At 72.0% G+C, this 21,617-nt stretch carries 16 protein-coding genes; 3 read left to right on the forward strand and 13 right to left on the reverse strand.

The annotated features are described in order from the left end of the window. The first annotated feature begins 247 nt into the window (after window positions 1-247). A complete protein-coding gene (locus tag ACQB60_RS14885) occupies window positions 248-1,303 on the forward strand; it encodes a LacI family DNA-binding transcriptional regulator (RefSeq protein ID WP_496926638.1) in 1,056 nt (351 codons plus the stop codon). On the opposite strand, the gene ACQB60_RS14890 is transcribed toward ACQB60_RS14885, so the two are convergent. The 11 genes from ACQB60_RS14890 to ACQB60_RS14940 form a co-directional block, all read right to left on the reverse strand. Beyond that, the gene (locus tag ACQB60_RS14890) at window positions 1,245-2,390 is read right to left on the reverse strand and encodes a 5'-methylthioadenosine/S-adenosylhomocysteine nucleosidase family protein (RefSeq protein ID WP_496926431.1); all 1,146 of its coding nucleotides are present in this window, start codon (window positions 2,388-2,390) and stop codon (window positions 1,245-1,247) included. The genes ACQB60_RS14885 and ACQB60_RS14890 overlap by 59 nt on opposite strands. Beyond that, window positions 2,387-4,138 (reverse strand): hypothetical protein, encoded by a 1,752-nt coding sequence (locus ACQB60_RS14895; protein ID WP_496926432.1) that lies wholly within the window; start codon window positions 4,136-4,138, stop codon window positions 2,387-2,389. Before ACQB60_RS14895 ends, ACQB60_RS14890 begins: the two co-directional genes overlap by 4 nt. Next, entirely contained in the window at window positions 4,131-5,252 is a 1,122-nt protein-coding gene (locus tag ACQB60_RS14900) for a hypothetical protein (protein WP_496926433.1), read from the reverse strand. The genes ACQB60_RS14895 and ACQB60_RS14900 overlap by 8 nt, the downstream gene beginning before the upstream one ends. 120 nt (window positions 5,253-5,372) lie before the next feature. After that, window positions 5,373-6,947 (reverse strand): alpha-L-fucosidase, encoded by a 1,575-nt coding sequence (locus tag ACQB60_RS14905; protein ID WP_496926434.1) that lies wholly within the window; start codon window positions 6,945-6,947, stop codon window positions 5,373-5,375. Between the two features lie 179 nt (window positions 6,948-7,126). Then, window positions 7,127-7,300, reverse strand: coding sequence for a hypothetical protein (locus tag ACQB60_RS14910; protein WP_384837115.1), 174 nt, complete (start codon window positions 7,298-7,300; stop codon window positions 7,127-7,129). A 302-nt stretch (window positions 7,301-7,602) separates the two neighbouring features. Beyond that, window positions 7,603-9,090, reverse strand: coding sequence for an SDR family NAD(P)-dependent oxidoreductase (locus tag ACQB60_RS14915; protein WP_496926435.1), 1,488 nt, complete (start codon window positions 9,088-9,090; stop codon window positions 7,603-7,605). A 74-nt stretch (window positions 9,091-9,164) separates the two neighbouring features. Then, the gene (locus ACQB60_RS14920) at window positions 9,165-10,505 is read right to left on the reverse strand and encodes a wax ester/triacylglycerol synthase family O-acyltransferase (RefSeq protein ID WP_496926639.1); all 1,341 of its coding nucleotides are present in this window, start codon (window positions 10,503-10,505) and stop codon (window positions 9,165-9,167) included. A 269-nt stretch (window positions 10,506-10,774) separates the two neighbouring features. Continuing rightward, a complete protein-coding gene (locus ACQB60_RS14925) occupies window positions 10,775-13,135 on the reverse strand; it encodes a GH92 family glycosyl hydrolase (protein ID WP_496926436.1) in 2,361 nt (786 codons plus the stop codon). Window positions 13,136-13,307: 172 nt separating this feature from the next. After that, window positions 13,308-14,528, reverse strand: a complete 1,221-nt coding sequence (glgC, locus tag ACQB60_RS14930) for a glucose-1-phosphate adenylyltransferase (RefSeq protein ID WP_496926437.1) — start codon at window positions 14,526-14,528, stop codon at window positions 13,308-13,310. A 271-nt stretch (window positions 14,529-14,799) separates the two neighbouring features. After that, a complete protein-coding gene (gene glgA / locus ACQB60_RS14935) occupies window positions 14,800-16,047 on the reverse strand; it encodes a glycogen synthase (RefSeq protein ID WP_496926438.1) in 1,248 nt (415 codons plus the stop codon). A gap of 626 nt (window positions 16,048-16,673) precedes the next feature. Next, window positions 16,674-17,450 (reverse strand): IucA/IucC family C-terminal-domain containing protein, encoded by a 777-nt coding sequence (locus tag ACQB60_RS14940; RefSeq protein ID WP_496926439.1) that lies wholly within the window; start codon window positions 17,448-17,450, stop codon window positions 16,674-16,676. Between the two features lie 214 nt (window positions 17,451-17,664). On the opposite strand from ACQB60_RS14940, the gene ACQB60_RS14945 reads away from it, so the two are divergent. Both ACQB60_RS14945 and ACQB60_RS14950 read left to right on the forward strand, forming a co-directional pair. Next, window positions 17,665-18,702: a DMT family transporter gene (locus tag ACQB60_RS14945; protein ID WP_496926440.1), complete on the forward strand. Its 1,038-nt coding sequence runs from the start codon at window positions 17,665-17,667 to the stop codon at window positions 18,700-18,702. A gap of 58 nt (window positions 18,703-18,760) precedes the next feature. After that, window positions 18,761-19,060, forward strand: a complete 300-nt coding sequence (locus tag ACQB60_RS14950; protein ID WP_496926441.1) for a DUF1905 domain-containing protein — start codon at window positions 18,761-18,763, stop codon at window positions 19,058-19,060. Here the strand turns inward: ACQB60_RS14950 and ACQB60_RS14955 are convergent. Both ACQB60_RS14955 and ACQB60_RS14960 read right to left on the reverse strand, forming a co-directional pair. Continuing rightward, on the reverse strand, window positions 19,057-20,442 hold the full coding sequence (locus ACQB60_RS14955; RefSeq protein ID WP_496926442.1) for a transglycosylase family protein: 1,386 nt from the start codon (window positions 20,440-20,442) through the stop codon (window positions 19,057-19,059). The genes ACQB60_RS14950 and ACQB60_RS14955 overlap by 4 nt on opposite strands. A gap of 150 nt (window positions 20,443-20,592) precedes the next feature. Further along, window positions 20,593-21,567 carry an acetylxylan esterase gene (locus ACQB60_RS14960; protein ID WP_496926443.1) on the reverse strand — a complete coding sequence of 325 codons (975 nt, stop codon included), beginning with the start codon at window positions 21,565-21,567 and terminating at the stop codon, window positions 20,593-20,595. Window positions 21,568-21,617: the final 50 nt, after the last annotated feature.

The following is a 21,617-nucleotide window of genomic DNA, read 5'->3' on the forward strand; positions in this document are numbered from 1 at the left end:
GCCGCGGGAATCGGCATCCGGGCAGACCCTGCATGCAACTCCCTTACCAAGTCAATGGATCGGTGCACAGAAAAGTCCTGGAGTCTCAACTGGCCAGTTCAGGAAGGTGCGTTGGGCGCCTTGCGGTCGCTGACTAATGCGCTTTAGGGTTAGTTGACTCAAGCGCATTAGTAGCTGCCGACTTTCCTCGAACGGATCCAGGGGGCACCACGTGCAAGGCAAGAGGCCGTCGGCGCGGCGTCCGACGATGAAGGACATCGCGCAGCGCGCCGGGGTCTCCGAGAGCGCCGTGTCCTTCGCGCTCAACGACCGGCCGGGCGTCTCCGAGGTCACCCGCGACCGGGTGCGCCGGGTCGCCGAGCAGCTCGGCTGGCGCCCGAGCACGGCCGCGCGCGCCCTGTCGGGCGAGGGCGCCGCGACGGTGGGCCTGGTCCTCGCCCGGCCCGCGGCGACGCTCGGCGTGGACTCCTTCTTCCTCCAGCTGGTCTCCGGCGTCCAAGAGGTGCTCGCCCAGCGGCAGTTGGGGCTGCTCTTCCAGGTCGTGGAGGACGTGGCCGCCGAGTGCGCGGCCTACCGGCGCTGGTGGGCCGAGCACCGGGTGGACGGCGTCCTGGTCGTGGACCCGCGCCGCGACGACCCGCGCCCCGGCCTCCTCGACGAACTCGGCCTGCCCGCGGTGATGGTGGGCGGCGTGCCCGACCCCGATCGCCCGGCGCGCCCCGGGCTCGCCACGGTCTGGGTGGACGACGCGGGGGCGATGGCCACGGTCGTGGACCACCTGTACGCGCTGGGGCACCGCCGGATCGTGCACATCGCGGGACTCGAGGGGCTCGCGCACACCGAGCGGCGGGTGCGGACGCTGCGCGCGGAGGCGGAACGGCGGGGGCTCAGCGAGGTGCGCTCGGTGCCGACGGACTACTCGGACGCGGAGGGCGCGGCGGTGACACGGCGCGTGCTGTCCGCCCAGTCGCCACCGACGGCGCTGGTCTACGACAACGACGTGATGGCGGTCGCGGGCGTGGCGGCGGCGGCCTCGCTCGGGTTCGCGGTGCCGGAGGACGTGTCGGTGGTGTCGTGGGAGGACTCCGCGCTGTGCCGGATGGTGCATCCGTGGCTGACGGCGCTGTCCCGCGACGCGGTGTCCTTCGGGCGCACGGCGGCGCGGGAGTTGGTGGCCCTCCTGGACGGGGCGGGCGGCGGGACGGTGCAGGTGCCGCTGCCCCGGCTGATCGAGCGGGAGAGCGTCAGAAGGAGTCCACTCCCGGCGGCAGATAGCACGTCCGCAGGAACTCCTGGAGGCTGAGCGCGGCGAAGGCCGACGACAGGAACTTCCACTTCTCCCGCTGCCGGGCGTCCCCGTAGTCACTGATGCCCCGGAATATCAGCCAGCGCCGCCCGCCGACGGCCCGGACGAAGCCGTATGCCTCCATGTCGGCGGCGCGGATGGTCTCGTCGTGCCGCTCCCGCAGGGCGGCCAGGAACTTCCCGTCCCGCAGGACGTTCTCCCCCGACGTGATCGTCACGTTCCCGGTGTGCACCTGGGGCTGGTGCGAGGCGGTCACCCGGTCGGGGAACACGTCGGCCGGCAGCCGGGCGAGGAAGTCCGCCACCTGGTCGCGGAACCGCTGGCGCCGGGAGTCGAAGTAGTAGAGCCCGTATCCGTAAGGGTCGTTCCCGTGCTCGTACTTGGGCCGCGGCTGCTGTTCGGTGTCGTCGCCGGAGCCGCTCGTCGTGACCCGGCCCATCCCGTGGTAGTGCACCCGGTCGCTCGCCACGACGTCGCCGAGCCGCACCGCACCGCGCACCCCGGCCGCGGTTCCGAGCAGGAACACGGCCTGCGGGTCGTGCCGCTTGACGAGTTCACGGGTGGGCTCGACGACGTGCACGTTGCCTGCGCGGCCGGCCGGTGTGATGACGACCGACAGCGGCCGGCCGGGCCGGAAGGCGCTGGTCACCTCGGCACTGTAGAAGCGCTGCCCGCCCGCGGCGGACTCGAACCGGTCGCGGTCGAGGCCGAAGACCTGTAGCACGGCTTCCAGTTCCTCGTGGATCACCACGACGACGCCGATGTCGGCGGCGGTCACGGCGTCGGCCTCGGGCGGGACTCCCTGCCACCGGACCGACGGGTTGACGGGCAGGAAGGAGTCGACCACCAGCCGGTCGAGCGTCAGCTTCCGCTCCTGCGACAGCCCCAGCGACTTGCGGGCGTAGTCGGCGATCAGCAGGCTGCGCTTCAACTGGCCGCGCCCGTCCGGGGGCGAGTCCAGGGGGTCCCACACGTTCCTGCGGCCGTACAGCAGGTGGACGAGCGTCCGGCACGCCTCGTCCGCCGTCTCCCCCGTCGCCGCGCCCGCAGCGACGGCCCCGTCACCGGGGTGGCTCTCCGTCATGCCCCGCTCCTCGCCGCCCGGATCCGGTACAGGGAGTGGACGGGCAGCCCGTCCAGGTCGCAGTCCTCGGAGAAGTCGATGATCGGAACGAGGGCGCGCGGCTCGATGCCGTGGCGGAGCAGCAGGTCCCGCATGGTGCGCGCCGTCGTGCCCGAGGCCCGGAACTCGTCGAGGATCACGACCTTGTCGCCCCGTCCCCGCAGGCCCCGCAGCTGGCGCTGCCACAGGTCGCTGCGCGTCTCCTCGACCTGCTTGTGGGCCTCCGCGGCATCGAGCGAGGTGCGGTGGTCGAGGACGCCGCTGGGGATGTGGACCACATCCTGGCGCTCGCCCATCAGCGCGGCCAGTTTGGCGGCGAGGGTCCTGATCGGGGCCTCGTCGGGGCACACGAAGACGACGGGCGAGGGCACCTGGAGCATGTCGAGCAGCGACATGATCTTGTGGGCCAGCCACCCCCCGTGCTCCTCGAACACGGCCTTCAGATCGGGGGCGTAGTGGAAGCGGTGCCCCGAGGGCATCGGCGTGATCTTCTCGGAGCCCCACCGGGAGTTGAGGAAGATGTCCCAGGCGTCGTAGCTGCGCAGCGTGTGGCTCCGGTCCCGGAGCGGGTCGGTGTGCGGCAGGCCGATGGTGCACTGCTCGCACTCCGCGCGGCTCTTGGTCCGCCGGTCGCGGCACTCGGCCGCCGTCAGCGGCACGGCCGAGGCCGCCAGGGTCTCCTGCGCCTGCCGGTTGGTGATCATGACGGCCCAGGAGCGGGGAGCGAGGTCGACGCCCTGCCGCCGCAGCGACCTGATGACCTCCTCGTACGTGCGCACCTTGTCCACCACGGCGAAGAACAGCACCGCAGTCCCCTCGATGTCCGCCCCGCTCAGCGGCCGGGTCCCCGTACCGTCGAAGATCCTGCCGTCGGCGTCGAACCTGCCGAAGCGACAGCCCCGGTCCGCCGCGATGCCGGCCACCGCCTCGTGCAGTCCCATCTGCTGGTCCTTGCTGAGCAGGAACACCTTTCCGGGTTCGGGGACGTGCGGAATGATCTCCTGCGTCAGCCAGTCCCCGGCGAGGCCGCTGATCTCCGGGACGGCGTTCTCCACGTCGAAGAAGAACCGCCGGCAGTCGGGCACGGACTGATGACCGACGCGGTAGTGCCCGAGCCGCTTGACGATCTTCATGGAGAGCCGGTTCGGCAGCGGTTCGGGCTGCGGCTGCCGGTCCGCGTAGTCCGCGGCGAACCCCTCGCCCGGGTCCCAGCGGTCGCCGCCGAGCACCTTGTACTGGCCGTCCTTGGCGATCACGGTCAGCACCGCGGAGTGCTCCTCGGCGCCCTCCAGCGACCGCAGTTCGGTCCAGAAGCTCGCACTGTCCAGGGGCAGGTCGGGCAGCAGGATCGCCAGCGAGCGGCGGGGCGAGGCGTTCCACCACTCGCCGGTGAGCCGCGCGACGTCGCACAGCAGCGGTTCGCTCAGACGGTGATACGGGTTCTCCGCCATGTCGACGACGAACAGGTGCGGCCGGTCGTCGGTCGGCAGGGACCTGTGGAGGTGTTCGCGCACCTCCAGCGACTGGGAGCGCAGTTCTTCCGGCCGGACGTACAAGGTGTGTCTGGCCGTCGGAGTCGCGACGGGACCGCCGACCACGCGCTCTCCCAGCCAGCGGTAGAAGGCGGTCCGGGCGTCGGGGACCGACTCGGGGACCTCGCGGCCCACGGTTATCTTGCGGGCGGTGACCACCACGTCCGGTTCAGGCATCGCGCACCGGCAGCTGCATCGCGAGCAGGCTCCCCTGCAGGTCGGGGAGGCGGTCCCCGGACCTCAGGTCGACGCGGTAGCGGTGCGCGCCGTCGTCGGGGGCGGCCTCGATCCGCAGGCGGTGCTGGCCGGAGTCGATGCGCAGGCTGCCCTCGAACGAGTCGATCGCGCATTTGTAGAGCGTGTACATGCGGTGGCTCCCTTCGCCGCCTCCGGTGCCGTCGCGGTCACCGGGGTTGCTGGCGATCACACTCGCGAGGAGCAGCTCGGCGTCATCGGTGTCGGACCACGGCTTCCTGCGTGCGTCGTACGTCTCCAGGGCCGGGGTCCGCCCCTCGCGGTGGACGAGGAAGGAGTCCGTGCCCCGTGGACCGGTCCTGCGCTCCTTGCGCTCCATCTCCAGGCCGCCGTCGTCCCACTCGCTGAGGGTGAGCCGCCCGACGTCACCCGCCGTGCGCGGCAGGGTGAGTTCGGCGCCGATGACGGCGGTGCGGGCGAGGGAGCGCTGCACGGCACCGGCCACCAGCTCCTGCACCAGGACGCGCAGGAGGTCGCGGGCCGGTCCGCGCACGACGCTGTCGAGCAGCCGCGTCAGGGCGTGCCCGCCCCAGTGGGCGACCTCGCTGTCGAGCATCCGCTGCCGGTCCGCCGCGTCCCTCAACTCGTAGGCGCGCAGGCCGAAGCAGCGCTGCGCCGTGAGATAGGCGTGCACCGAGGAGCGCGGACTCGGCGCCCCGTTCCACGGGGATCCGGCGGGAGGTTCCTCACCGAAGTAGGCGTGGTCCTCGGGCCCGACCAGGAGCCGGAACGGTATCCGCGTCACGGCGGCGACAGCGGCGGGAAACCCCCAGAGCCGGAGCTGGTGACGCGCCATCGGCCCGGCCGGCAGCCGAAAGCGCGTCTCCAGTCCTCTGCTGCGGCGGGCGGCCACCGCGGACAACAGCTGCTGCAGGGCGATGACTTCGAACGCCTCCGCGCGCGCCAGGTCGACGACGACCGTGTCCGCCTTCAGCAGGAAGGGAGCCATGTCCACCAGGGCGGTGTCCACTTCCCATGTCGATACGAGCCCGCTGACCCGCAGGGAATGCGTCCCCGGCTCTCCCCGATGTGGCATGCCGCCTCCCCGACCGGGTGACGTCGAGCGGCACGTGCCGTCTCGGTATCGTCGAGGGTCCAGCCAGGGCGGGCGACGAGGCAACCCCCGTGCACGGGGCAATTGCCGGGAACAACCCCCTTACGTACGGGACCGGTACAGGCCGAACTCCGCGAGCCGCGCCTTCCCCCGCGACGCGGTCACCCGCACCCGCCACTCCGGCGCCCTGACGACCGTCCCCAGGACCAGGACCCGGCTCGCCCCGACGGTGTCCACCGCCACGACCGTCTCCCACGCCCCGCCCGGCGTCCGGCGCACCTCCACCACCGCGTGCTCCACCTGCTGCCCGTAGCGGCCGACGTCCTCCGCGAGCCTGATCCGGTCGACCTCGCGGTCACCGCCGAGGTCGGCCGTGACCGTGCTGCCCCGGCGCCGCACCCGCGCCCCGTGCTCGCGCGTCAGGTCCGCGGGGAGCTCGGCCCGTATCCGTTCACGGAACTCCCGGAGCCGGGCCACGTCCGCGTCCGGCAACAGGCCCCGCCGGTCCGGCGGCACGTTCAGCAGGAGCACCGCGTTGCGGCCCACCGAGCGGAACCAGATGTCCGTCAACTGCTCGACGGACTTGGGCTGTTCGTCGGCGTGGTAGAACCAGCCGGGCCGGATCGACACGTCGCACTCCGCGGGCCACCACTGCACGTACTGGGCGACGGCGCGCGCCTCGGCGAGGGCGGCCCTGCTGCCCTGGTCGGGCGCGTCGTAGCGGAGCGCGTAGTCGACGCTGCCGTTGCCGGAGTCCTTCACCGGGACGACGCTCCACTCGTTCTCCCGGGCCAGGCCCCCTTCGTTGCCGACCCAGCGCACGTCCGGGCCGCGCACGGCGACCGCCGCGTCCGGTGCGAGGGCACGGATCAGCGCGTACCAGCTGTCCCAGTCGTAGCGCTCGACCTTGTCGGGCGGGATGCGGCCCTGCGCCCCGTCGAACCACACCTCGTCGATCGGGCCGTACTCGGTGAGGACTTCGTAGAGCTGGTCGAGCATGTGGGCGCCGTAGTCGGTGGCGTCCAGCGTGAAGGTGGGCAGGCCGTCACCGTCCGGACGAGGGCTCGGGATCGTGCGGGGCGAGCGGGCGCTGCCGTTCGCGTAGACCCCGTGCAGATACTGGTTCTCGTCGGCGGGCGAGATGTACACGCCGACCTTGAGGCCGTACCTGCGCAGCGAGTCCGCGAAGGAGCGCAGCACATCGCCCTTGCCGCCCCGCCAACTGCTGCTCGCCACCGAGTGCTTGGTGTGGCGGGAGGGGTAGAGGACGAAGCCGTCGTGGTGCTTGACGGTGAGGATGGCGAGTCGGAAGCCGCCGTCGCGCAGGGCGCGCGCCCACTGGTCGGTGTCGAGGGCGGACGGCTGGAAGACGTCGGGGTCCTCGTCGCCCGTGCCCCACTCCAGGCCGGTGAAGGTGTTGACGCCGAAGTGCAGGAAGGCGGTCTGCTCCAGCTCCTGCCAGGCGATCTGCCGTGCGGTGGGCCGGACTTGGGACGCCTTGGCGACGACGGACTCGGGCGAGTCGCCGGGGCCGACGGCGATGCGGTACGGCGGGTCCGCCCCGTCTCCCGCGGCTCCGCCCTTCGGGGCGGCCAGGGCGAGGGGGCTGCCGGAGGCGGCGACGGCCGTGCTCACGGCGGCGGTCACGAAGACACGTCTGCTGACGTTGGCTGTCATGACGTCCGATGATTCAAGGAGCACGCGGGGGCGTCAATGCACCGTCAGCGGTGGGGACTTGGACATTTCTCAAGAGCGTTCCCGAGGGAACCCTGGAGGGAGATCTCAACTCATCGGATGACATCGGATGACTGTGCCCCCGGTCAACCAGGGCCGGGGGCACGGACGAAGCGTCCTGCTCAGTCGACGCCCTGCAGGATGTGCGGCTCCGCGAGGTCGTCCTCGTAACCGGCGAGGCGGATCGGGGCCGCCTTGGCCCATGCCTCGAGGTTGCGGAGCTTGTGGGGTCGGCCGGCTCGGTCGCCGGCGCGGTCCACTGGTCGCTTTTCCTGCTTCGTGAGATCTGGTGTCACCGCGCACTCCTTTGTGTCGCGTAACGGAAGGACAAGAGCCATTCGGTCGCGGTGGCGCCGGTTCGGGGCGGGATCGCGGCCTTGGGTTGCCAGCCTGTCCCGGGACGGGCAAGGGGCGTTTGTGGATCCCTTGTGGCCGTCCGTGCGCTCTAGGTTAACCAAATGAGCGCGGGCCCGCTCTATGGAATCCAGGAAACGGGAAGATTCCGGACAGAGCGCGCGGTGTTCGACGAGACTTCCGGAGGTTGCAGGGCGCTGTGTGCGCCCTGCTCCCCCAGGGGCGACGGCTCTTCAGCCGCGGACTACCACTTGCCCGGCGCGTAGTCCTTCATGAAGACGCCGTACAGGTCATCGCCCGCCTCGCCGCGCACCACCGGGTCGTAGACGCGGGCGGCGCCGTCGATCAGGTCGAGCGGGGCGTGGAAGCCCTCGTCGGCGAGGCGCAGCTTGTCGTAGTGCGGGCGCTCGTCGGTGATCCAGCCGGTGTCGACCGAGGTCATGAGGATGCCGTCGGTCTGGAACATCTCCTGGGCGCTGGTCCGCGTCACCATGTTCATCGCGGCCTTCGCGGCGTTCGTGTTCGGGTGGCCCGCACCCTTGTAGCCGCGGCCGAACACGCCCTCCATCGCGGAGACGTTGACGACGTAGGCCCGTCCGCTCGCCGCCTTCTTCGCGGCCTCGGCCATCGCCGGGCGCAGCTTGCTGATGAGGATGAACGGCGAGGTGTAGTTGCACAGCTGGGTCTCGAGCAGCTCCACGGGGGAAATCTGTTCGATGGTCTGCACCCAGGTGTTGGTGTCGACGACGTCCGGGACAAGGCCGCCCGCGTCGATGGCGCTGCCGTCGCGGTGCCGCGCGACGCTGGCGTTCCCGGCGACCAGGGCGAGGTCGGCGACCTTCTGCGCGTCGAGTCCGCTGGTGCCGACGGGCAGGGCCGCGAGTCCGTCCACGGCACCCGAGTTGAAGGCGCCGATGACCGAGTGGGCGGGGAGCTCGCCGGCGGGCAGCGGGGCGCTCTCGCCGTCGACGAGCGCGGCGTAGGCGGAGGGCAGGCGGCGCACGGTCTGCGTCGCGTTGTTGATGAGGATGTCCAGCGGCCCGGCCGCGGCGACCTGCTCGGCGAGGGCCACGGACTGGGCCGGGTCGCGCAGGTCGATGCCCACGACCTCGAGGCGGTGCATCCAGTCCGCCGAGTCGTCCATCGCCTTGAAGCGGCGGATGGCGTCCTTGGGGAAGCGCGTGGTGATCGTGGTGTGGGCGCCGTCGCGCAGCAGCCGCAGCGCGATGTACATGCCGATCTTGGCGCGGCCGCCGGTGAGCAGGGCGCGCTTGCCGCCGAGGTCGGCGCGGACGTCGCGCTTGGCGCGGTTCAGGGCGGCGCAGTCGGGACAGAGCTGGTGGTAGAAGTAGTCGACTTCCACGTACCGGGTCTTGCAGGTGTAGCAGGAGCGCGGGCGCTGGAGTATCCCCGCGATACGGCCCTCCTCGGTCTTCGACGACGGCAGGATGCCCTCGGTCTCGTCGTCGATGCGCTCGGCGGAGCCGGTGGCGGTGGCCTCCGTGACGGCCTTGTCGTGGGCGGTCTTGGCGGCGCGGCGCTCCTGACGGCGGCGCTGCTTCACGGTCCGGTAGATCCCGGCGGTGGCCCGGCGGACGGCGATCGCGTCCGGGTGGTCGACCTCCAGCTTGTCGAGCTCGTCGAGCACGCTGAGGCAGACGGCGAGACGGTCCGGATCGATGCCGGGACCGTACGAAACGGTCTCCTCCTGGCTGTCGTCTGTCACCGTCATCGCCGTGTGTCCTCGCGTCACTCATGCCGCGGTGTGCCGGTGCACCCGCGGAAGCTCTCTCAAAAAGAAGAACTTTACGTAGCGGTGGGCCCCGGCACCAAACCCGAGTCCCGAGCGGAGACCTCCACGAGCTCCGCCAGCTCGGCCCGCAGCCCCTTGGCGAGGACCTCCAGGTCGGGCACCGCGGCGGCGTCCGCGACCAGCCCGTAGTGCACCCGGCCCCGGTAGGTGGAGACGGCGACGGCCAGGGCGTGGCCGTGGGCGAGCGGCGCGAAGGGGTACACCTCGGTGAGCGGGCAGCCGCCCAGGCGCAGGCCGAGGCTGGGCAGCGGGACGCTGGTGACGAGGACGTCGAAGAGCAGCCGGGCGGCGCGCGCGACGACGGGGCCGCCCACCTGGTGGGCCAGCGGCCTGACGTGGTCGGCGAGCAGCGCGACGGCCCCCGCGCCCCGCTCCGGTCCCGCGTCCTTGTTGCGGTCCATGGAGGTGCGCACGGCGCGCAGCCGGCCGAGCGGCTCGGGCTCGCCCACGGGCAGGCGCAGGAGATAGCCGGAGAGGCGGTTGCCGGGCGGCTGCGCGGTGCGCGGCCTGCGCCGGGACACGGGCACCAGGGCGCGCGGCTCCACGCCCTCGCTGCCGTCGCCGCGCTCGTCGAGCCAGCGCCGCACGGCCCCGGCGACCACGGCGAGCAGGACGTCGTTGACGGTGCAGCCGGCGCCGCCGACTGCCTTGCGGACGCGGTGCACGTCGTCCAGGTCGAGCACGACGCCCGCGGTGGCGCGGGTGCCGCTCGCCCCGGCGGCGAGGGCGGGCGACGACCGTACGCCCCAGGTGGCGCGGGCCACGGAGGCGCCGATGCCGAGGGCCCGTACGGCCCCGGAGACCAGGCCACGCACGAGTCCCGGCAGGGCCCGCGGGTCGGGCACGGGCAGGCGCGCGGGCCGCTCGGCGGCGGGACGGGCGGCCCGGGGCGCGGGCAGCTCCGTGGGGTCCATGAGGGCGGCCGCGAGGGTGAGGGCACGCAGCCCGTCGGCGAGGGCGTGGTGGAACTTGAAGAGCACCGCGAACGACGCCCCGTCCGCGCCGGGCAGCACGTGTGCCTCCCACGGCGGCCGGTTCCGGTCCAGGGGCCGCTCCATCAGCGCGCCCGCCACCGCGTGGAAGTCCGCGACGGGCGCGGCGAGCCGGACATGATCACCGGGTGCGAAGGCGTGCGCGAGCTCGCGAGTAGCCCCGCCCACGGGCAGCAGGACGGCGCGTATGCGCAGCCGCAGGCCCGGCACGGCGGCCGCGCGGGCGGTGAGGAGCTCGGCGGCGGCGTGCACGGCCCCGGGGCCGTCGGCCGCGAAGACGCCGAGTGCCCCCAGGTGCATGGGGTGCTCGTCGGACTCCAGGTGCCAGAAGGCGAGATCCAGCGGGGTGAGCGGCTCGGTGTTCGCGGCGGGCTCGGCAGGCGCAGCGGGCTCAGCGGGCTCAGCGGGCTCAGCGGGCTCAGCAGTCAAGGGATCGCTCTCGCGTCGACGACGGCGTGGGGGGGGTGAGCCAGCAGTCAACCGCCGCCGAGCGATTACGGTCAAGTACGATCAAGCTACGCTGAGTTAACAACAGATGAAGACCCGCCCCTCCTGAAAGAGGCGGGTCTTCTGAGGCTTGAGTGACGTGAGCTGCGGCGTGAGCGACGACGTCAGCGCAGCGCGGGCGGCGCCGCCTGTGCCGACGTCCCCCACTCCGAGGGCTTCTCCCCCACCGTGAAGGCGAGCCGCCGGATGTCACGGATGTCGTCGGTCGTCAGATACGTCTTCCCGTACGCCGCCCCGTCGGCGCTCGCGGACTGGATGTACCGCTTGCTGTCCGAGGTCCCCGGCGCCGTCACCGTGAGCCCGCCGCGCGGGTAGTAGCGGCGGTCCAGAGTGAGGTCGACCCGCTCGAAGACCGGCGTCGACAGGCCCCAGGTGTCCGTGCCGGGCTGGACCGGGAAGACGCCAATCGACGACAGCACGTTCCAGGCGGACATCGTGCCGAGGTCATCGTTGCCGGTCATGCCGGTCGGGGCGTCGGTGAAGAGCGTGAGCGCGGCGTGCACCACGTCCGTCGTCTTCCACGGCTGCCCGGTGGACAGATAGGTGTACGGGGCGATGAGGTCGGGCTCGTTCTGCGGGTTGTACTTGTCGGCGTTGTAGTAGTCGTAGGGGCCGTTGACCCACACCTCGCGCGCCGTCTTCGCCGGGTCCTTCAGGAGCTGCTCGTACGCGAAGAAGGAGTCGAGCCGGTCGTTCGCCGCCTTCTTGCCGCCGATCAGGTCGACCATGCCGGGCAGGTCCTGCGGTACCAGCCACTGGTACTGCCAGCTGGTGCCCTCGTGGAAGCCCTCGCTCTTGGCCGGGTCGGCGGGCCCGGTGAAGGCACCGGCGGCGTCCCGCGCGCGGAAGAAGCCGGTCGAACCGTCAAAGATCTTCCGGTAGTTCTGCGCCCGCGCCAGATACCGCTTCGCGTCGTCCTCGTGCCCCAGGTCGCGCGCCATCTGGCCGAGCATGGCGTCCGAGAGGGCGTACTCGAGGGTCGCGGAGGCACCGTGGTCGTAGTCCGAGTCTCCGGGTTTCTGGTGCGGACGGCCCTTGACGTACGGGGCGAAGCCGTCGGCGAGGTACTCCTTGTTGGCCTCGCGGCCCACGGGCGCCGAGTCGGCGGGCGGCACCCCGTCGGCGTTCTTCTTCAGCGCCCGGTACGCCTGCTCGGCGATCTCCGGGGACCCCTTCAACAGCCCCTGCTGGTAGGCGTTGGTGAGGAACGGGGTGACCGGGTCGCCGGTCATGATGTTCGTCTCGACCGTGCCGTAGCCCCACTTGGGCAGCCAGCCGCTCTCCTCGTCGATCTTCAGGACGGAGAGCGCCATGTCCCGCGACTCGCGCGGCGCGAGCAGCGCGAGGAGCTGGGCCTGGGTGCGGTAGGTGTCCCACAGGGACCAGTTCTGGTAGTACGTGAACCCCTTGGCCCGGTGGATCTTCTGATCCCAGCCGGTGTAGCGGCCGTCCGCGTCGCTGCCGATGTTGGGCGCGAGGAACGAGCGGTACAGGGACGAGTAGAAGGTCCGCCGCAGCGTGTCGCTGCCGCCCTTCGCCCGCACGTCGTCGAGCCGGTCCTCCCACGCGGCGCGCGCGGCGCGGGCCACCCTGCCGTACGAACGCCCGCCTTCCGCACGGAGGTTGAGGGCCGCGCCCTTCGCGTCGACGTACGAGAGCGCGGTGGTCGCCTCCACGGTGCGGTCCTTGGTGGCGTCGAAGCGGACGAACGCGCCGTTGCGCTCGTCCTTCGCGCGCGACTCCTTCGACCCCTCGGTGACGGCCCCGCCCTTCCAGGTCCCGGAGGAGGCGAAGGGCCGGTCGAAGCGGGTGACCGTGTAGACCGTGTACGGCTTCGTGTCCTGGCAGAAGCCGCTGCCGGTGATCGCCGTCCGCACGGTCCTGTTGTCCAGGATCTCGACCTTGGTGGCGGTCGTCTTGTGCAGCGACTGGCCCGCGTTGAGCAGGACGTTGGCCTTGGCCTTGGCGGTGGCGGGGAAGGTGTAGCGCTGCACTCCGGTGCGCTCGCTCGCGGTCAGCTCGGCGCCGATGCCGTTCTTGAAACCGACCCGGTACGTCCCCGGGGCGGCCTTCTCCGTGTCGTGGCTGAACTCCGCCGCGTACTTGGCGTAGTCGGTCTCCGTCACGTCCCCGGTGGTCGGCAGGACGGGCAGGTCGCCGCCCAGCCCGCAACCCACGCCGGAGAGATGGACGGCGGAGAAGCCGCGGATGTGGGTGTCGGAGTGGTCGTAGCCGGTGTTGTGCCCGGTGTCCGGCGAGAGCTGCACCATGCCGAAGGGGACGGCGGCGCCGGGGTAGGTGTTGCCCTCGTTCTCCGTCCCGATGAACGGGTTGACCAGGTCGGTCAGTCGGCCTTCGCGACCGGGGCTCTCGGCCTGCGCGGCGGGGACGGCGAGGGCGCCGGCGAGGAGTGCGGTGGTGGCCAGGGCCACGGCTGCTCCGCGTGGTCGTGGGGTCCATCTCATGGGCGGGGACGCCTCCTTGGAGCTCTCGACAACGTTGTCAATGCGCGAACCGCGATCATTCTTCGGGCCGGGTGCGGGCGCGTCAAGGGGTGCGTTGCCGTGCCCGCCGGGGGCTCGCTGTCGGACAGGTGTCGCTTTGGCCGGACGCGTGGTCTCACCGGCGGACAGGTGCCTAGCCGGGAACGTACTGCCCCTTCCCCAGGGCGATCACGCCGCTCTTCGACACGGTGTAAAGCTCCGCGTCCCGCTGGGGGTTGACGCCGATGGTGGCGCCCGGGGGCACGTCCACGTTCTTGTCGAGGACGGCACCGCGGACCACAGCGCCCCGGCCCACCCTGACGTTGTCGTGCAGCACCGAGCCCTGCACGACGGCGCCCTCCGCGACGGTCACGCCGGGCGACAGGACGGAGCGGGTCACCTGGCCGCGGATGACGCAGCCCGGGCTGACGATGGAGGCGCTCGCGATGCCGCCCGCGCAGAACTTGGCGGGCGGCAGCTGGCCCGGGTGGGTGTAGAGGGGCCAGCGGCGGTTGTCGAGGTTGAACGTCGGCTGGTCGGAGATGAGGTCCAGGTGCGCCTCGTAGTACGCGTCCAGGGTGCCGACGTCGCGCCAGTAGCCGTGGTCGCGCGGGGTCTCGCCGGGGACGTGGTTGGTGTCGAAGTCGTAGAGCTGGGCCAGCCCGCGCTCGGTGAGCATCGGCAGGAGCGAACCGCCCATGTCGTGCACGGAGTTGTCGTCCTCGGCGTCCCGCTGCAGCGCGTCGACGAGGACCTTCGTGGTGAAGATGTAGTTGCCCATGGAGGCGAAGACCTGGTGCGGGGCACCGGCCAGGCCCGGCGGGTCCGTGGGCTTCTCCAGGAACCGCTCCACGCGGGTCCCGTCGCTCGCCGGGGTGATGACCCCGAACGACGCGGCGTCGGTGCGCGGCACCCTGATCCCCGCCACCGTCACGCCTGCGCCGCTCTCGATGTGCTGGTCCAGCATCTGACGCGGGTCCATGCGGTAGACGTGGTCCGCGCCGAACACCGCGATGTAGTCGGGCTGTTCGTCGTGAACGAGGTTGAGCGACTGGAGAATGGCGTCGGCACTGCCCAGGTACCAGCGGGGGCCGAGCCGCTGCTGGGCCGGAACCGGCGTGACGTAGTTCCCGAGCAGGCTGGACATCCGCCAGGTCGTGGAGACGTGCCGGTCCAGCGAATGCGACTTGTACTGCGTCAGGACGCAGATCCGCAGGATGTCGCCGTTCACGAGGCTCGACAGGACGAAGTCGACGAGCCGGTAGGCCCCGCCGAAGACGACGGCGGGCTTGGCCCGGTCGGCGGTGAGGGGCATCAGGCGCTTGCCCTCCCCGCCCGCGAGCACGATTCCGAGCACAGCAGGTCGACCGCGCATGTCACCAGCTCCCTGGGTTGGTTGTGCGCCTGTACGCCTGAGGGGGTTGTGCTTGTGCTTGTTGGTTGTGCTTGTTGGTTGTGCTTGTTGGTTGTGCCTGTGGTGTGGCTGGCTGGTTGTGGCTTTGTCTGGGCGGCCGGTTGTGGCTTTGTTTGGACGGCCGGTTGTGGCTTTGCGTGGTCGGCCGGTGGTGGCTTTGCGTGGTCGGCCGGTTGTGCTGTGCCTCTGTACGCCTGGCCGGTTGTGCTTCTGCAGCTGGGCAGTTGTCGCTCTAGCTCTGGACGCCGCGCTTGTACCCGGCCAGGACCTTCTCGTACACCCCCACCGTCCGCCGCGCCACCACGTCCCAGCCGAACTCGGACACCGCGCGGGCCCGGCCGGACTCCCCCATGCGCGTGGCCGCCTCCGGGGAACGGCAGAGGCGGTTGAGGGCGTCGGCGAGGCCGTCCTCGAACTCGCCGCCCGGGGTCTCCTCGTCGTACGGCACGAGCAGCCCCGTCTTCCCGTCCGCGACGACCTCCGGGATGCCCCCGACTCCGGACGCCACGACCGCCGTGCCGCAGGCCATCGCCTCCAAGTTGACGATGCCGAGCGGCTCGTACACGGAGGGGCAGACGAACACCCTGGCGTGCGTGAGAAGTTGGATGACCTCCGCGCGGGGCAGCATGCGCGGGATCCAGTGGACGCCCGAGCGGCTCTGGCTGAGCTCCTCGAAGAGCACGCGGAACTCGCGGTCGATCTCGGGGGTGTCGGGTGCGCCCGCGCACAGCACGAGCTGGATCTCCGGGTCCAGCTGCCGGGCGGCGCGCAGGAGATGCGGGACGCCCTTCTGCCGGGTGATGCGGCCGACGAAGACGACGTACGGCCGGGCGGGGTCGACGCCGAGCCGGGTGAGGGCGTCCGCGTCCCGCGCCGGGCGGTACAGGTCCGTGTCGATGCCGTTGTGCACGATGTGGACCTTGGCCGGGTCGATGGCCGGGTAGCACGCGAGGACGTCGTGGCGCATGGCGGCGGAGACGGCGATGACGGCGTCGGCGCTCTCCGCGGCGGTGCGCTCGGCCCAGCTCGACAGGGCGTATCCGCCGCCCAGTTGCTCGGCTTTCCAGGGGCGCAGGGGTTCGAGGGAGTGCGTGGTCATGACGTGCGGGACGCCGTGGAGGAGGCCGGCGAGGTGGCCTGCGAGGTTGGCGTACCAGGTGTGGGAGTGGACGAGGTCGCGGCCTGCGAGGGCGGCGGCCATGGAGAGGTCGACGGAGAGGGTGCGCAGGGCGTCGTTGGCGCCGTCGAGGCCGGGCCAGGCGCGGTGACGGAAGGCGGTCGGGGTGTGGGCGGTGTCGCCCCCGTAGCCGGACTCGGCCCCTGCCGCACCTGCCTCTGCCTCTGGCTCTACTTCTGCCGTCCAGCAGTGCACGTCGACGTCTACGAGACCGCGTAACTCCCGGGCCAGGAACTCGACATGGACCCCGGCTCCGCCGTACACCTCGGGCGGATACTCGCGAGTGAGCAGTCCCACGCGCATGGAGCCCCCGTCCGTTCCGTCTCTGGTCGGCCGCTACTCCGTCATGTTCACCCAGAAGAGGGCGACGGGGAAGAGTGCGTTGCCCTTCGTCGGCCTGCCCGGTGGGGGGTGGTGGGGTGGGGACGGGGCGGTATGTCCGTCCTCGAAACGCCTCGGGCGCCGGACGGGTACATGAGTACTGGCTTGGGTGGGGTGCTGTACTGCGGGCGGACATACCGCCCCGTCCCCACCCCACCGGCTGGTCCCCCGCCAGCAGGCCGTCGTCGGCCCATCGTCCATCTGCTGGCCGTCGTCAGCCCATCGTCCGACTGTCGGCCGTCGTCAGCCGATCATCCGTCTGCTGGCCCCCGTCGGCCCATCGTCCCTCTGCTGGCCGCCTCCGGTCGCCTGCCCATCGCAGGCCGTCTCCCCCCTCCCGGCCTACGCGCCGCCCTTCCCGCGCAGGGGCGGCCCCCTCACCCTCGCCTCGGGGGGGCACTTTCAGCCCGTCCGGCGTTTGAGGACGAGGCCGTTCAGGCCGATGGGGGGTCTGGGGGCGCAGCCCCCAGGGGGTGCGCCAGGGGCGACGGAGTCGCCGTATCGGGAAGGGGCGGGGTGGGGGAAAAGGCCCCCGGCAGGGGCGACCGTCAAGCCGGGGCTGAGGGAGTGGGACGCCGGGGCGGGCGGTCGAAGCAGCAGTCGCCGCAGAGGCCGCCGCCCGGGCAGCGGTAGTAGAGGCAGCAGCTGCGGCGGCGGAAGGCCGTCGCTGTGCGGGTGCCGGTGGGGTGGAGGTCGGGGTGGGTGAAGAGTTCGGTGGCGAGTTCCTCGGCTCGTGCGGACACCTCCGGGCGCCCCACCCGCCTTGCCCAGCCGTCGAGTTCGCGCACCGCACCCGCGAGCGCAGAGCCCGCGTTGCCCCAGAGGAGGCGCGGCGAGATGTGGTGGCGGGCGCGGAGTGCGGCGGAGAGCGGCTCCAAGTGGGCGTGCTGGACCGCCTCGTGGAGGTGGGCCGCGTCGGCCGCGTGCGTGGGGGTGTCCGGTGGCAGCCAGAGGTCGTCGGGTGACGTGGCGTCCGGGTCCCAGTGCAGGTGCTCCGGGGAGAGGTCGGGCACGCGGCCGTGGAGGGCCGCGCAGCCGAGCGCCACCGACCAGAGGCGCGCCGCGAGGCCGAGCTGGGCCACCGAGACCGCGATCCGCGCCTCGGGAGCCCCCAGGCGCGAGGCGACCTTCGTGACACGGAAGGTGAGGGGGTCCCTGTCGGCGCCTGTGCGGGGGCTCGGGCCCGATGCGTATGCGGCGGCCAGCGGCACCGCCCCCGCACCCTCCGTGAGCGGAGCAGCACGCAGTGCGAAGAAGCCGCCCACCGACGCCACTTCCGCCAGGTCGGACGCCGTCAGGCCGGGAAGGGGATCGCGGGTCGTCACGGGAGAAGTACAGCAAGTGGCCGGACCCGGGTCGTACTTGGGGTCCACCGCCCAGGGGAGGAGCCGGGGCCCTTCGTACTCCATCGGTAGTAGGAGTCAATGCGTGCTCAGGGACGACGACGTGAAGCCTTTCACGCGACATCGTGGTGAACATGGAATCCGACCGTTCGCCGCAGCGGGCCCAGCCGACGCCCCGCCCGTCGAGGAGCACGTCATGAGTGCCCTCGCACTGTCCGTGCTGGTCTCCCTGATCTCCGCGGTGGCGTACGCGGGCGGGGCGATCCTGCAGGAGCGGGTCGCGGTGACGACACCGGAGAGCTCGCGCTACGCACCGCTGCACCGCCCCGCCTGGTGGTCGGGCATCTCCCTGAACGGCGCGGGCGCCGTCCTGCACGTGGTGGCACTCGCCTACGGTCCGCTCAGCCTGGTGCAGCCGCTCGGCGCGCTCACCATCGTCTTCGCGCTGCCCATGGCCGCGTTCTTCGTACGGCGCCGGGCCGGTGCCGCCGCCTGGCGCGGCGCCATCATGGCGACCGTGGGCCTGGCGGGCCTGTTGTCGCTGACGTCGGCCGCCGATCCGGACGCGCCGTCGTTCACGCGGTCCCTGGACGGCGCGGAGCGCGTCGTGGTCGCCCTCGTGACGGCGGGCGGCGTGGTGGCCCTGATGGTGGCGGCCCGCGCCGTGCACCGGCACCCCGCGGTGCGCAGCATGCTGCTCGCCGGGGCGGCGGGCGTCGCGTTCGGCATCGCCTCGGTGTTCACGAAGACGGTGGCGGTCGACTGGGACGCGCACGCGCCGCTCGTCCGGCAGGCGCCGAGTCTCGCCGTCATCGCCGTGCTCGCCGCGGCGGGCGTGCTCCTTTCGCAGGCTTCGTACCGGGGCGCGGGGCTTGCCGCCCCGCTGTCGACGGTGACCGTCGTGAACCCGGTGGTCGCCGCGGTCGTCGGTCTCACGCTGTTCGGTGAAACCTTCCGCTACGGCACGGCGGGCACCGTCCTCGCCCTGGGCTGCGGTGTCGTCGCCGCGGGCGGTCTGATCCTCCTCACGACGGAGCGGCTCACCTCCGAGCGCCGCACGGCCGAGCAGCTCGCCGCCGGGCGCCCCGACGCCGCCTCGCGCGGCACGGGCGAGCTTCCCGGCATGCCCGCCCAGCCGAGTCGCTCCGCGCACCCCCTGAGCCCCGCCGCGCACCCGCCCCGCCGGCCCCGGATCGGCCACCACCGTGAGCGGATCGGCAGCGGCATGCGATGAGTTTCCCGGGGTGCGGCCGTCTTACATGGTGACGACCATGAAAGGCGGAGGGACAGACATGACACGCACAGAGGAAACGGGCGCGGGCACCGCGCTCGACAAGGAGTTCACCGCCGTCCTGCGCAAGAGCCCCGCGCAGGGCGGCTGGACGTATCTGGTCTGGCCGGAATCGGTTGCCTTCTTCGGCACCCGGGGCCTGGTGAAGGTCCGGGGCACCATCGACGGGCAGCCGTTCCGCAGCTCCTTCATGGCCCTGGGCGACGGCACGCACAAGCTCCCCGTCAAGGCCGAGCTGCGCGAGGCCATCGGCAAGGCGGAGGGCGACAGCGTGACCGTACGCCTGGAAGAGCGGCTCTAGAACGAGACGCCGTGCGCCCGCAGATACGCCAGCGGGTCCACGTCCGCCCCGAACGCGGGGCCCGTCCGTATCTCGAAGTGGAGGTGCGGTCCGGTGCTGTTGCCCGTGGAGCCGGAGCGGGCGATGCGCTGGCCCGCGACCACCTTCTGGCCGGCCTTCACGCTGAGCGCCGAGAGGTGGCCGTACTGGCTGTACCGGCCGTCGCCGTGCCGGATGATCACCTCGTAGCCGTAGCTCCCGGCCCAGCCCGCCGAGACGACCTGGCCCGAGGTGACGGCCTTGACGGAGGTGCCGGTGGCGACCGGGAAGTCGACGCCCGTGTGGTAGCCCTTCGACCAGGAGCCGCCCGCCGCGCGGTACGGGGTGCTGGGCGAGGCGGAGACGGGGGCCGTGTAGGCGTGGCTGGAGGCGGGCCTGGCCTTCGACTTCTGGGCCCGCTCCTTGGCGGCGCGTTCCTTGGCCGCCTTCTCCTTCGCGGCCCGCTCCTTGGCCGCCCTGGCTTCCTTGGCCTCCTTGGCGGCCTTCTCCCGCGCCTCGCGCTCCTTCGACTCCTTGGCCTGCTTGGCGCGTTGGGCCTGCCTGGTCCGCTCCTCGTGCGTCGGGAGCTTCTTGCCGCGCGCGTCGCGGGAGTCACGGGGATCACGGGAGTCGCGCGCGTCCGACGTGTGCCCGCTCTTGTCGCGCTGCGGGGCCGGTGCGCGCAAGGTGAGGCGCTGGCCGGGGGTGATCAGGTCCGGGTCGGCGCCCACGGTGCGGCGGTTGGTCTCGTAGAGGCGCTGCCAGCCGCCCGGGACGCGGCGCTCCTCGGCGATTGCGGAGAGGGTGTCGCCGTGCACCACCGTGTACATCTGGGCGGTGCCCGCCGTGGACTGCGGTGTGACCTCGGGCTTGACGTCCTTGACGGCGCGCTTCGGGGGCGCGGGGGTCTTCGGCGTGGCCTTCGCCGTACGCGTCTGCTGTGCCTTGCGCTCGCCGCCCATGGGGTTGATGCCGGGGGCGTCGCCGCCGCGGGTCAGGCCCGCCTTGCCGGAGCAGACCGGCCAGGCGCCGGGGCCCTGCGACTTGAGGACCTTCTCGGCGACGGCTATCTGCTGGTCCTTGGTGGCCTGGTCGGCACGGTGCGCGTAGGCGCGGCCGCCGTACGCCTCCCAGGTGGACTGGGTGAACTGGAGGCCGCCGTAGTAGCCGTTGCCGGTGTTGATGCTCCAGTTGTTGGTCGACTCGCAGGCCGCCACCTTGTTCCAGGTGTCGACGTCCGCGGCGTGTGCGGAGCCCGCGCCGATGAGGGGGAGCGCCATTCCGGCGCCGCCCGCCGTGACGGTCAGGGAGGCGCGGTTGATGCGACTCTGCTGGTATCGGCGGTGCCGACCACGTACGGCCATGGGAGCCCCCTCAGACACACACACGTCAGACACACGACGGGCGGCAAGCTAGCCGCTCCGCCCCAGCCATGACAAGAGCCGTGCGCCGAGGGGGCGTTGAGGAGTGGCCGGAACCCGACCGTCAGGGGTGGCCGGCCGGATGCCCCGGGCTCATGGCCTCAAGTGGCCCGGCAGCCAGCGGAGTTGTACCGCCCGCTGGAAGGGGCCGCCGCCCTCGTGATCGTTGAAGGAGTAGACCTCCATGGACCGCTCGGCGCCCGCGTACGCGTTGAAGGCGGCGAAGACGGTGGAGGGCGGGCAGGTCTCGTCCTGCAGCGCCGCGGAGAACAGGGCGGGGGCGCGGCCGCGGGCGGCGAAGTGCACGCCGTCGAAGTACGAGAGGGTTCTGAACACCTGCTCGTCGGCGCCCCGGTGACCGCGCAGATACAGGGCGATCTCTTTGTACGGGTGCCGCTCGGTGAGCGTCGCGGCGCGCGGGAAGTCGCACAGGAACGGCACGTCGGGCGCGATGGCCGCGAGATCAGGCACCAGGCCGCCGACGGCGATGGTGAGGCCGCCGCCCTGGCTGCCGCCGAGCGCCGCGACCCGGCCCGCGTCGACCAGCGGGTGGGCCCTGGCCGCCTCGACGGCCCGCACGGCGTCGGTGTAGACGCGCCGGTAGTAGTACGCGTGCGGGTCCTCGATGCCGCGCGTCATGAAGCCCGGGTACGCGGGTCCGCTGCCTGCCGGGTCCGGGGTGTCGCCGGGCCGGTCCCCCGAGCTGCCCTGCCCGCGGGTGTCCATCACGAAGTGCGCGAACCCGGCCGCCGCCCACAGCAGATGCGTGTGGGCGAGCCCGCGGCCGCCCCCGTACCCGATGTACTCGACGACGGCGGGCAGCGGCTCACGCGTCCCCGCGGGCAGGACGAGCCAGCCCTTGACGGGGTGGCCGCCGAAGCCCGCGTAGGTGACGTCGAAGACGTCGACGCCGGTCAGCGGTATCTCCACGGGGTCGAAGCGCGGGTCCAGGTCGTGTGCACGCGCCTCCGAAAGGGTCGTCTCCCAGAAGGAGTCGAAATCGTCTGGTTCGGTCAACTTCGGCCGGTACCGGCGCAGTTCGTCGAGCGGAAGGTCGAAATGGGGCACGGGCGGCTGCTCCTTCGGACACGGTGTCGGGAAGTCGTGGTGGCCAGCGG

Source organism: Streptomyces odontotermitis (genome assembly GCF_050510915.1).
GTDB lineage: Bacteria > Actinomycetota > Actinomycetes > Streptomycetales > Streptomycetaceae > Streptomyces.